Here is a 12039-nt window from a genome sequence, read left to right as displayed (position 1 = left end):
GGGCGGACGGGCGGATGGGCGGGATGGGTGTGCCTGCTGGTGCTGTGGGCGGCGTGCGGCCGGACCCTGCCGGAGGAGTCATCCTCGGGGCTGCTGGGCGCGGGCCCTCCGTCCTTCTGCATGCCCATGACGTGCGAGTCCCAGGGCCTGGACTGCGGCTACGCCATCGACGGGTGCGGCGGCACGCTGCACTGCGGTGAGTGCGCGGAAGGAGAGGCCTGCGGCGGGGGCGGCGTGCCCAACGTCTGCGGCCCCCTGCCCTGCGTCCCCACCACCTGCGCGGCGCGGGGCGCCACCTGCGGGCCGCTGCCGGACGGCTGCGGCAGCGTGCTGGACTGCGGCACCTGCGCGACGCCCGAGTTCTGCGGCGGCGCCGGGGTGCCCAATGCCTGCGGGCCTCCGGCCTGCGTGCCCACCACCTGCGAGGCATCCGGGAAGAACTGCGGGCAGGTCGCGGACGGCTGCGGCCGCGTCCTGGAGTGTGGTGCGTGCGGGCCGGACGAGACGTGCGGCGGAGGCGGCACCGCCAACGTGTGCGGCCGCGCCCCGTGCGTCCCCACCACCTGCCAGGCGCTGGGCAAGGACTGCGGCCCCGTGTCCGACGGGTGCGGCGGCGTCCTGGAGTGCGGCGCGTGCGCCGAGGGGCAGACCTGCGGCGCGGGAGGCGTGGCCAACGTCTGCGCCGCCCCGCTGTGCCAGGCGGCCACCTGCGCCACGCTGGGCACCAACTGCGGCGAGGTGATGGACGGCTGCGGCGGCGTCCTGGAGTGCGGGGCGTGCGCCGCCGACGCGACGTGCGGCGGCGCCGGACAGGCCAACGTCTGCGGCGCCGGCACCTGCGTCCCCACGACCTGCGCGGCCCTGGGCGCGAACTGCGGCCGCGTGTCCGACGGCTGCGGCGCGGTGCTGGAGTGCGGCGGCTGCCTCGGGGCGGAGACGTGCGGCGGCGCGGGCATGCCCAACGTCTGCGCGAAGTCCGTGTGCACGCCGGCCACCTGCGAGTCCCTGGGCAAGGACTGCGGCCAGGTCGCGGACGGCTGCGGCGGGGTCCTCCAATGTGGCGCGTGCGGGGAGGGCCAGGCCTGCGGCGCGGGCGGCGTGCCCAACGTCTGCGCGACGCCGGGATGCCGGCCGGCCACCTGCGGCTTCCTGGGCGCGACGTGCGGCGCGGTGGCGGATGGCTGCGGCGGCACGCTGGAGTGTGGCACCTGCACCGCGCCGGAGACCTGCGGCGGCACGGGCGTGCCCAACGTCTGCGCGCCCCCGGAGCCCACGTGCGTGGACCGGGACCTGGGCAGCGCGCTGCCGGTGTCGCTGACGGGCTCCACCGTGGAGGCCCGGGACGACCACGCCGCGTCCCGCGGGGGCTCGGGCGCTCCGGACCGGGGCTACCTGTGGACGGCGCCGCGCTCCGGCACCTTCACCTTCGACACGGCACGCTCGGCGATCCGCTCCGTCCTCGCCGTGTACGCGGACGGCTGCGGCGGCCAGGAGCTCGCGTGCGCCACGGACGGCATCAGCTACGGCGGCGGGGCCCGGGTGACGGTGACGCTGACGCAGGGCCAGCGCGTCCTGGTGACGGTGGACGCCGTGGCCGGCGGGTCCTTCACGGAGGGCTCCTTCCAGCTCCATATTGATGAGCTGCGCTCCACCGAGGCCGGCGCCTGCTTCGACAACATGGACAACGACGGGGACCGCTGGGTGGACTGCGCGGACACCGAGTGCCGGGACGACCCCCGCTGCAAGGGCCAGGGCTGCGCCCACCACGACCTGGGCAGCGCCCTGCCCCTCACCTTCCAGGGCGAGACGGCCCTCTCCGGCGACGGCTTCCAGGGCACCTGCGGCGCGCTGCTCCAGCAGGACCGCGCCCACCTGTGGACGGCGCCGAAGGACGGCACCTTCGTCTTCGACACCTCGCCCGCCGGAGACCCGGACGCGGGCGCCCATGCCCTGTACCTCCTCACCGGCTGCCGGGGCACGGAGCTGGGCTGCGCCGCGCACCCACATCCCACGACAAAGGACGCCCCCGCGCTGAAGCTCACCCTGGCCCAGGGGCAGTCCGTGCTGGTGGTGGTGGACGGCATGGCCCGGCCGGACCGGGACACCCCCATCCGCTACACCCTCCACGTCACCGAATGGCTCCCCTCCGAGGCCGGCCACTGCCACGACGGCGCGGACAACGACGCGGATGGCCGGGCCGACGACGCGGACCCCGACTGCCGCTGACGCGGTGTGCCAGGACCGGGGTCCGGGACCCACCTTCTCGGTTCATGTGAGGTGCTACGCAACTGATCGACGGCCGGTGCGATAATCCCGGCAAGACGTCAGCAGCCCCATCCATTTTCCTCGAACTCCGACGAGGGAGCCCCACATGAGCCTGATCGACCGCGCCCGCAGTGCCGTCTCCAACACCATCCGCCACGTCCAGCAGGACCCCATCAAGGCGGCGAAGGACATCGGGACGCAGGCGAAGAAGGGCTACGACACCTTCACGAAGGTGAAGACGGCCGTGAAGGACGGCTTCGACAACGTCAAGAGCCTGAAGACGGACGGCTTCAAGGCGACGTTGAAGGGCAACGTCGACAAGATGGTCTCCAAGGCCATGGACCCGAAGACCAAGCTCGACCTCAAGGGCAAGCTGGGCATCGCGGGCAAGGCCTTCGGCACCATCACCAGCGCCGCGAAGCTGGTGGGCCAGGCCGGCACGGCCATCTCCGACGTGCGCAACGCCGTGCGCTCCGGCTCCAGCGAGGACTGGAACAAGGCGCTGGGCTCCGTCGCCACCGCCGGCAAGGGCGTGGTCAGCACCGTCAAGGGCGGCCTGGAGATTGCCCGCGACGTGAACAAGTTCGGCAGCGCGTACAAGGCCGCCAGCGGCGCCTTCAAGGCCGCGGTCCCCGGCGCCGGCCCCAAGCTGGCCCGCGCCGCCGCCGGTGCCGCCGCCAAGGCCGCCTTCGAGGGTGGCGCTTCCTCCGCCATCAAGAGCGGCGTGCGCTCCGCCCTGAAGACCGCCGTCAGCGAGTCCGGCGTGGCCCTGAAGGCCGCCACGGGCACCGCGTCCCGCGCCGCCGCCCGCGCCGCGCTGTCCGAGGGTGGCAAGGCCGCCGCCAAGGCCGGTGCGACCGCCGCCGCCAAGGCCGCCGGGGGCACCCTGGCCAAGGCCGCCGGCCGCTTCGCCCCGGGCGCGAACATCGCCATCGCCGCCTTCGACACGGCGAACGCGGTCTCCACCCTGCGCGACCCGAACGCCAGCACCACCAAGAAGGTCACGGGCGTCATCACCGCCGTGGGCTCCATCGCCGCCGCCACCAACATCCCGGTGGTCAGCCAGGTGGGCGCCGCCGTCTCCGCCGTCTCCAGCTTCGTGGGCGGCCTGTTCGGGTAGTGCCGGACCGAAGTGATTCGAAGGGCCCCGGGCGACTCGACGCCCGGGGATGTCCCCAGGGGGGCCTTTTCTGGTAGGCACCGTGACCGTGTGAGACGCACTCGTTTCAATCCCCTCTGGGACCACGGTCGCTACCTGCCAGGAGGCCCTCCGGTGGCCACGAAGAAGAATCCCCCCGCGAAGTCGCCGGCTCCCGCCGCCAAGGCGTCCGGCCCGTCTTCCGCCCCGGCGAAGCCGGCGAAGTCCGCCGCCGCCAGCTCCAAGCCCCCGGCCAGCTCCAAGCCTCCGGAAGCGCCCGCCGCTCCGGCGCCAGCGGCTCCCGTCCAGCAGCTGGTGCAGCGGCTGCCCGTGGCGCCCGGCCTGGGCCACCAGGCGGACCTGCCGGACGTGAAGGCTCCCTCGCTGGAGAACCTCAACATCCGCGTGCCCCAGGGCGAGGACCTCACCGAAGAGGACCTGCTGGAGCGCTTCCACGAGCTGGCCCGCGCGAAGGCGGAGGTCCGGCAGCGCGCGGAAGGTGAAGCGCTGGCCATGGGCGACGACGTCCAGCTGGACATCCTGGGTTACGCCAACGGCCGCCTCATCCCGCTGAGCACCCGCATGGGCTTCTGGATGGAGCTGGCGCCCCAGGTGATGCTGCCCGGCTTCGCGGAGGTCATCGCGGAGGCCAGCGTGGGCGACAGCGTGGAGGTGGGGCTGGTGCTGCCGGACAACTACCCGGCGGAGCAGCTGCGCGGCATGCCCGCGCGCTTCCTGGTGGACGTGAAGGGCGCGCGCGAGGTGCGCATGCCGGACACGGAGTCGGACGCGTTCCTGAAGCTCCTGGGCCGCGGCTCCACGCACGAGGAGGTCATGAGCTCCATCGTGGAGGAGATGGAGGGCGAGATGGCCGACATGCTCTGGGTGGACGCGCGCAACCGCGTGCTGGACGAAATCGTCGCCCGCTCGGACGTCTCCGTGCCCAAGGCCCTGGTGGACGAGGAGATCCGCCGCCGCTGGCAGCAGGCCGAAGGCGAGGTGCTGGCGCAGAAGTTCTTCAGCCTGGAAGAGCAGCAGGAGGCGCTGGACGGCTGGATGCACCACCCGGGCATCCGCGACGACGTGGAGCGCCGCCTCAAGATTGCCCTGGTGCTGCGCGCCATCGCCCAGCGGGACAAGCTCCAGCTCACGCCGCAGTACGCGCTGGAGCTGCTCAAGGAGTCCTCGGAGCCCTTCGGCATCACCGAGGCGCAGCTGCGCGAGTCCCTGCTGGACCCGGCCGCCTCCGCCCAGATGATGGACGTCGCGTGGCACCTGCTCGCCGTGGAGCACGTGATGACCCAGGCGAAGGTCACCTTCGAGGGCGCCGAGGCGGCGCTCGCCTGAAGAGCGCCCCCTAAGCCCGGCGGCTACCCCGCCGGGTTCTTGGGCGCGGGCGGCTGCTGGCCCGGCGCGATGAAGGACCCCGTCGCGGGGTCTATCTGCCAGGCCGAGTACTGGTGCGTGAGCACATCGCGCACCTGCCCCTGCTCGTAGCAGACCGAGTACACGACGAAGACCTCGTTGATGAAGTTGGGCCGGCCGTAGCGGTAGCAGTCCCGGTCGCCCTGCTTCTGGAGCGTGAGCGGGTTGCCCAACAGGCCCCCCACCTCCTGGGTCGTCATCCCCGCGCGCAGCACCTTGATGCCGTGCGGCGTCACGACGGAGAAGGACGTGCCGTTTGCACGCCAAAGGGTGAAGAAGCCCAGGGCGAGCACCACCGGCACCGCGGCGGCCACGAACCAGGTGAAGGTGAAGAGGCTGGACTTCTTCCTGGACCCCTCGCGGAAGGCCGTGAACAGGGCGTCCGGGGAGGTGTCCGAGGGGGCACCGTCGGAGACTGCTGGAAGCGGGGCGTTGGGAGTGCTCACCCTCCTTGAATGCCGTCAGTCTCCGCCGGATTCAAGCGGTGGACTGCCGGGGAGTCCACAGCCCGTCCGCCTCGCCGGCCACTGCAGGGGTCGTCCAGGGTGGGATACGCCCGGATGTCCGGTTCTGGTCCAGGCGTGCGAGTTCACAATCGGCGTGGTGCGGGACTGCTAGAGGGCACACCCTGAGGCTCATCTTGGGAGGAGTCACACATCATGGCGAAGCGCGCGGCCGCCAAGGGCACCCAGCAGAAGGTCGTGGACCGGGACGTCGTTCCCCCGGGCACGGAGGTGCCGGACAGCGGCCTGTTCTTCAACCGGGAGCTGTCGTGGCTGGCCTTCAACGACCGGGTGCTCCAGCTGTCCGAGTCGCCGGAAGTGCCGCTGATGGAGCGGCTGAAGTTCATCTCCATCTACGCGCGCAACCTGGATGAGTTCTTCATGATCCGCGTGGCGCGGCTGCACGAGCAGATCGCCGCGCGCGTGGGCCGCCTGGTGCCGGACGGCGCGTCCCCCGGTGACACGCTGGACAAGCTGCACACGGGCATCCTGGAGCAGGGCCGCCGCCACGCGGACTGCTTCGAGAAGACCCTGCGCCCCGCGCTGGCGGAGAAGGGCCTGCGCATCCTGTCCATGAAGGAGCTGGACGCGGATCAACGCGCGCAGGTGGAGCAGCGCTTCCGCGAACAGATATTTCCCGTGCTCACGCCGCTGGCCATCGGGCTGGGGCGGCACTTCCCGTACATCTCCAACCTGTCCCTGAGCCTCGCGGTGCTGCTGCGAGACCCGGTGGCGGAGGAGGAGAGCGTGGCGCGGGTGAAGGTGCCCAAGGAGATATTGCCCCGCTTCGTGCCGCTCAAGGGGGGCGCGCTCTTCGTGCCGCTGGAGGAGATCATCGCGCAGCACCTGGGGGACCTGTTCCCCGGGATGGAGGTCCTCAACTGGAGCCTGTTCCGCGTCACGCGCGACGCGGACTACACCGTGTCCGAGGACGCCGAGGACCTGCTCAAGGCGGTGGAGACGGAGCTGAGCCAGCGCCGCTTCGGGGACGTCATCCGCCTGGAGATTCAAGCGGGCATGAGCGCGAAGCTGCTGGAGCCGCTGGTGGAGGCGCTGACGCTGGAGCCCCGGCAGGTGTACGAGGAGCACGGCCTGCTGGACCTGGCGGACGTGATGTCGCTGGCGATGACGCCCGGCTTCTCCGAGCAACGCGACCCGCCCTGGACGCCGGTGACGCAGGCGCGGCTGCGCACGGACACCGATTCCCCGGACGGCGGGGGCACGGTGATGTCCGCGATGCGCAGGGGCGATCTGCTGGTGCACCACCCCTACGAGTCCTTCACCTCCTCCGTGGAGCGCTTCGTGAGCGAGGCGGTGGAGGACCCGGACGTGCTGGCGCTGAAGCAGACGGTGTACCGCACGTCGGACAGCTCACCGCTGGTGCCCGCGCTCATCCGCGCGACGGAGCACGGCAAGCAGGCGGTGTGCATGGTGGAGCTCAAGGCACGCTTCGACGAGCGCACCAACATCCGCTGGGCGAACGCGCTGGAAGAGGCGGGCGTGCACGTCGTGTATGGGATTCCCAGCCTGAAGACGCACGCGAAGGCCATCCTCATCGTGCGGCGTGAGGGCGAGCGGGTGCGGCACTACGTGCACATCGGAACAGGTAACTACAACCCGAAGACGGCGCGGCTCTACACGGACCTGGGGTTGTTCACCACGGACCCGGACATAGGCGCGGACGTGGCGGACGTCTTCAACTTCCTCACCGGCTTTGGCCGGCCGCGCTCCTTCCGCAAGCTGCTGGTGGCGCCGCTGACCATGCGCGAGGGGCTGCTGGAGGAGATCAAGAAGACGCAGGCGGCGCACACGCCGGAGACGCCCGCGCGCATCATGATGAAGATGAACGCGCTGGTGGACCCGGGCATCATCCGCGCGCTCTACGACGCGTCCCGCGCGGGCGTGCGCGTGGACCTCAACGTGCGAGGCATCTGCTGCCTGAGGCCGGGGGTGCCGGGTGTGTCGGAGCACATCCGGGTGGTGTCCAACCTGGGCCGCTTCCTGGAGCACCCGCGCATCTACGCCTTCGAGCGGGGCGCGGCGTCGCGGTGCTACATCGGATCCGCGGACATGATGCCGCGCAACCTGGACCACCGCGTGGAGATATTGGCGCCGGTGGAGGACCCCGCCCTGGCCGCGCAGGTGAAGGACGTGGTGGAGCGCTGCATGGTGGACACCAGCGGCGCGTGGGAGCTGGGCGCGGACGGCACGTGGCGGCGGAGAGTCGCCGCCACGCCCAACGACAAGCGCTCCGCCCAGGGAGAGCTCATGGAGCGCGCCGTCCGCATGGTGCACATGCAGAGCGGGCGCCCCGTGGCCTGAATCAAATCTCGTGGTTCACCAGGCAGGTGCGGGTCCAGCGCGTCGAAGAAGAAGAGCTGGCCGGACATCGTGCTGAACGGCACGGTGCCCCGGTCCTGCCAGGGGTAATCGCTGGAGTCCTGCGACAGCGCGAACACGGACGCCGCCGCGTCCGATGCCACAGCCCCCTCCCAACCCTCAAGCGCCAACCTGTTCCATGCGCACGTGTCACCGCGCCGTGACACGTGCGGTTGGAAATCTTCAGCCCCGCTCGCCCAAAGCGCTGCGCGCGGCGTCCTCGCGGCGGTGGGCCTCCACCTCCGGGACCTCCTCCCAGCGGATCCACCCGGCGCGCGCGGCGTGTCTCGCGGCGGCCACCGTGTCGTCCACGACGACCAGCTCACTGCCCGCGTCGCGGATGTCCTTCGCGATGGCCGCCATCTCCTCGCCGCGCTTGGAGCTCCCCGGCACGTTGCGGATGTAGACGCAGCGGATGCGGCCCGGGTACTCGCGCACGATGGTGCGGTAGTGCTCCGCGTCCTCCTGGCCGCTGTCGCCAATCAACACGAACGGCAGGTGCGCCAGCGTCTCCAGCACGCCGCGAATCTTGTCCAGCTTGTGCCCGTGCCCCCCGCCCGGCGCGAAGCCGTGCCGTGACAGGCCCCAGTCGCGCAGGAGCAGCGGACCAATGGGGATGCGGTGGATGGAGAGGAACTCGTCCAGGTGCTCGTAGAGGTTCCACGGGCTGCTGGACACGTAGAAGATGGGGTTGTCCGCTGTGCCGCTCGCGCCCGCCTGGAGCGCCGCGTAGAACGCGTCCACGCCCGGGAAGGGCAGCCGCACCCGGTGCTCCGTGAGGAACAGCGCCCACGCGCGCTTGAGCGGATCCGTCACCCCCGTGGCGATGACCGTGTCGTCGATGTCGCTGATGACGCCCAGCTCCGCGCTCGTCCCCGCCACCCGCACCGGCGCGGACACGCGCGGCACGCCTTCGGCCTCCGGCGACAGCAGCTCCAGCTCCACCATGTGCCAGCCGGAGCGCACGCCCTCCGGAGGCGGCACCCAGAGTTCGAGGAAGCCCTCCTCGTCCGTCACGCCCTCCCAGCGCTTGTCCCCCCAGCGCACCGCCACGTGCGCGCTGGCGATTTCGCGCGTCATGTAGCGCTTGTAGGACGCCACGGCGCTGCTCCACAGCGTGTGGCGCTGGCGCTGGGGCGTCACCTTGCGCTCCTCCAGCACGCGCGCCTTGATGACCACGCGCTCCGGGGTGCCGTAGCCCCGGTACGGCAGGATGCGCAGCGGCGGGGCGATGCCCAGCCCCTTGCGCACGCGGCGGCTCAGCACGTCGTAGTGGGCATCCGCCTTGACGGCGAAACGGAACAGCAGCGGGTACAGGTCGGGCATGGCGGGTGTGCGCGAGTCTACCGTCCCCTCCGTCAATCGTGGCGGCCCAACGTCCGGTCCAGGTTGTACGCGGCGCTGATGAGCGACAGATGCGTGAGCGCCTGCGGGAAGTTGCCCATCGCCTCGCCGGACATGCCCGTCTGCTCCGCGTACAGCCCCAGGTGGTTCGCGTAGCCCTGCATCCGCTCGAAGATGAGCCGCGCCTCGTCCAGCAGGTCCGGCCGCACGGGGCTCGCGCGCGTCATCGCCTCCACCAGCCAGAAGCTGCACAGGTTGAAGGTGCCTTCGCTGCCCTCAATCCCATCCAGCTTCGTGTCCGTGTCGTAGCGGAACACCAGGCCGTCCGACGTCAGGCCCCCCTCGCGCGGCGGCTTGCGGAGGACGTCCAGCGTGGAGAGCATCCGCGGATCCACCGGTGACAGGAAGAACACCAGCGGCATCAGGAGGTTCGCCGCGTCCAGCGCGTCGTGCCCATAGGCCTGGATGAAGGCGCCCTTCTCCTTGCACCAGCCCTTGTCCATGATCTCCTCGAAGATGGTGTCGCGCGTCTTCAGCCACTTCGCGCGGTCCGCCGGCAGGCTGCGCTTGTCCGCCAGCCGGATGGCCCGGTCCACCGCCACCCAGCACATCAGCTTCGAATAGACGAAGTGCCGGCGAGACCCGCGGATCTCCCAGATGCCCTCGTCCTCCATCCGCCAGTGGTCGCACACCCAGTCCACCAGCCGCCGCAGGTGGCTCCAGAAGTCATACGAGATGGGCACCGCGTACTTGTTGGACAGGTACACGGAGTCCATCAGCTCCCCGTAGATGTCCAGCTGCAGCTGGTTCGCCGCCGCGTTGCCAATGCGCACCGGCCGCGCGCCGCCATAGCCGCGCAGGTGATGCAGCTGCTCCTCGTCCGGCACCCGGCTGCCGTCCAGGCGGAACATCAGGGGCAGCGGTCCGTCCCCGTTCTCCGCGCAGCGCTTCTCCACCCAGCGCATGAACGCCTCGGCCTCCTCGTTGAAGCCGATGCGCAGGAACGCGTAGACGGTGAACGCCGCGTCCCTCAGCCAGCAGAAGCGGTAGTCCCAGTTGCGCGTGCCGCCGGGGGACTCCGGCAGGCTGCACGTGGGCGCGGCGATGATGGCCCCGGACGGCTCGAAGGTCATCAGCTTCAGCGCCAGCGCCGAGCGCTGCACCATCTCCCGCCACCGCCCCGTGTACTTGCACCTGGACAGCCAGTGGCGCCAGTAGTCCACCGTGTCCCGGAAGAGCTTCTCCGCGGAGTCGTGCGTGTGCAGGTGGTGCTGGCAGCCCTCCTTGCCGCCCTCGCGCAGGGTGAAGACCGCGGACTGGCTCTCCTTCAGCGTGAAGTGCGCGACGACGCCGTTCTTGTCCTTCTTCAGGGGAATGGGCGTCACCAGCTGCATGCGCAGGCTCTTGGAGAGGAAGGCCGCGCCGCCGTCCACCACGTGCGTCTCGTGCTCGTCCCGCGCGTAGTTGAACGCGGGGAAGCACTCCATGCGGAAGGACATCACCCCGCGCACCACGCGGATGCGCCGCAGCACCTCGCGCCCCTCCGCCCTCGCCCCCTTGCCCAGGGGCATCAGGTCGATGAGCTCTCCCACGCCGTCCGGCGTGTAGAAGCGCGTCACCAGCACGTTGGTGTCCGGCCAGTAGAACTGCCGCTTCATCACCCCGTCGGGCTCCGGGGACACGCGCCAGTACCCGCCCCTCTCCGGGTCCAGCAGCGCCGCGAAGATGCTGGGGCTGTCGAAGTGCGGATAGCACAGCCAGTCGATGGTGCCCTCGTTGCCCACCAACGCCACCGTGCGCAGGTCGCCGATGATGCCGTGGTCTTCAATGGCGATGCCGCCCTTCAGGTCCTCGTGGTGGGGATTCACCGGGCATGCTCCTGGAACGAGATGACGTGCTTGATGCCGCCCTTCGCCTCCACCACCTTGGCGAACTCCGACGGCGGGTGGCGCTGGGTGATGAGCGCCTCCAGTCTCCCCGGCCACTTCGCGCGGAAGCGGGCCAGGTCCTCCAGCGCCTCACGAAAGTCCCCGTCGGACGCGTTCACCGTGCCGAACATCACCCGGTTGCCCAGGACCAGCTGCCCCATCACCTGGTCACCCTGCAGCTCCAGCGGCTCCTCGCGTCCGGGCACGCCGGTGAAGATGAGCACGCCGTTCTCCCCCAGCACCTGGAGCGAGTCGAAGGCCACCTTCGACGCCCCCGTCGCCTCGTAGATGACGTCCACGCCGCCCAGTTGTTTCTTCAGGGCCTCCACCGTCACCTCCTTGGAGGAGATGTACGGCGCGCCCATCGCCTCCGCCGCGGCGGCCTTCTCATTGGGCTTGGGGCTGCGCGAGTACACCGTCACGTCGAAGCCCGCGCGCATCAGCGCCATGGCGCCCAACTGCGCCACCGGCCCCGCGCCCAGCACCAGCGCCTTGCCCGGGCTCAGCTTCCACGGCAGGCGGGACTGGATGTGAGCGACCTCGCGCAGGCCCTTCTCCGCGATGGTGAGCGGCTCCGTGAGCACGGCCACGCCGCGCAGGGAGTCCTCCGCCTTGTGCAGGTAGGCCGCGTCCTCCACGAAGTGCTCCGAGCAGAAGCCGTGCGCGCCCTGGATGCCGCGCTCCGTGTAGTCCCCCGTCACGCAGAAGTCCGGGTGGCCATGGCGGCACGCGGGGCAGTGCGCGTGCGGACAGGGCCTGCGCACCCGGGGCACCACCAGGTCCCCCGGCCTCAGCCCCTGCACGTGCGCGCCCACCTCCATCACCTCGCCCAGGCACTCGTGGCCCAGGATGAGGTGGTCCTCGCCCTTGGGCGCCTCGCCGTGGTGGCCCTTGAGGATGTCCTGGTCGGTGCCGCAGACGCCCACCTCCAGCGTGCGCACCTTCACCTGGGTGGGCGAGTGCAGCTTCGGTTCGGCGACATCGAGGACGCGCACCTCGCGCGAGGGGAACATGATGGCCACGGCCTTCATGGGTGGATGGCTCCTTCCGGGCGAAG

Annotated in this window: 8 protein-coding genes; 4 read left to right on the top strand and 4 right to left on the bottom strand. The window is 70.9% G+C overall.

Features of this window, described 5'->3' with window-relative positions; all coding sequences use genetic code 11:
- From D7X55_RS05385 to D7X55_RS05375, 3 genes are all read left to right on the top strand, one after another.
- Positions 1–2226, top strand: a 2226-nt coding sequence (locus D7X55_RS05385) for a tryptophan synthase alpha chain (protein ID WP_233609607.1), incomplete at its 5' end; no start/stop codon positions are given.
- 145 nt (positions 2227–2371) lie between these two features.
- On the top strand, positions 2372–3385 hold the full coding sequence (locus tag D7X55_RS05380) for a hypothetical protein (protein WP_120549945.1): 1014 nt from the start codon (positions 2372–2374) through the stop codon (positions 3383–3385).
- A gap of 153 nt (positions 3386–3538) precedes the next feature.
- Positions 3539–4750, top strand: a complete 1212-nt coding sequence (locus tag D7X55_RS05375) for a peptidylprolyl isomerase (RefSeq protein ID WP_121722423.1) — start codon at positions 3539–3541, stop codon at positions 4748–4750.
- A 23-nt stretch (positions 4751–4773) separates the two neighbouring features.
- Here the strand turns inward: D7X55_RS05375 and D7X55_RS05370 are convergent, their stop codons facing one another.
- Positions 4774–5274: a hypothetical protein gene (locus D7X55_RS05370; RefSeq protein WP_120549943.1), complete on the bottom strand. Its 501-nt coding sequence runs from the start codon at positions 5272–5274 to the stop codon at positions 4774–4776.
- A 213-nt stretch (positions 5275–5487) separates the two neighbouring features.
- On the opposite strand from D7X55_RS05370, the gene ppk1 reads away from it, so the two are divergent.
- Positions 5488–7653, top strand: a complete 2166-nt coding sequence (ppk1, locus tag D7X55_RS05365) for a polyphosphate kinase 1 (RefSeq protein WP_121722422.1) — start codon at positions 5488–5490, stop codon at positions 7651–7653.
- Between the two features lie 240 nt (positions 7654–7893).
- Here ppk1 and D7X55_RS05360 read toward each other — a convergent pair whose 3' ends face one another.
- The 3 genes from D7X55_RS05360 to D7X55_RS05350 are packed head-to-tail and all read right to left on the bottom strand — an operon-like array spanning position 7894 to position 12013.
- On the bottom strand, positions 7894–9036 hold the full coding sequence (locus D7X55_RS05360; RefSeq protein ID WP_120549941.1) for an App1 family protein: 1143 nt from the start codon (positions 9034–9036) through the stop codon (positions 7894–7896).
- A 32-nt stretch (positions 9037–9068) separates the two neighbouring features.
- Entirely contained in the window at positions 9069–10922 is a 1854-nt protein-coding gene (locus tag D7X55_RS05355) for a glycoside hydrolase family 15 protein (protein WP_121722421.1), read from the bottom strand.
- Complete coding sequence (locus D7X55_RS05350; protein WP_120549939.1) at positions 10919–12013, bottom strand: glucose 1-dehydrogenase; 1095 nt, start codon at positions 12011–12013, stop codon at positions 10919–10921. Before D7X55_RS05350 ends, D7X55_RS05355 begins: the two co-directional genes overlap by 4 nt.
- Between the last annotated feature and the right edge of the window lie 26 nt (positions 12014–12039).

Source organism: Corallococcus sp. AB049A, assembly GCF_003668885.1.
GTDB classification, from domain to species: domain Bacteria; phylum Myxococcota; class Myxococcia; order Myxococcales; family Myxococcaceae; genus Corallococcus; species Corallococcus interemptor.
This window is presented reverse-complemented; position numbering and strand designations above follow the sequence as displayed.

Coding starts and splice junctions, on each gene's coding strand:
- D7X55_RS05350 (WP_120549939.1), bottom strand. CDS start 12,013: ATGAAGGCCGTGGCCATCATGTTCCCCTCGCGCGAGGTGCGCGTCCTC.
- D7X55_RS05380 (WP_120549945.1), top strand. CDS start 2,372: ATGAGCCTGATCGACCGCGCCCGCAGTGCCGTCTCCAACACCATCCGC.
- ppk1 (WP_121722422.1), top strand. CDS start 5,488: ATGGCGAAGCGCGCGGCCGCCAAGGGCACCCAGCAGAAGGTCGTGGAC.
- D7X55_RS05360 (WP_120549941.1), bottom strand. CDS start 9,036: ATGCCCGACCTGTACCCGCTGCTGTTCCGTTTCGCCGTCAAGGCGGAT.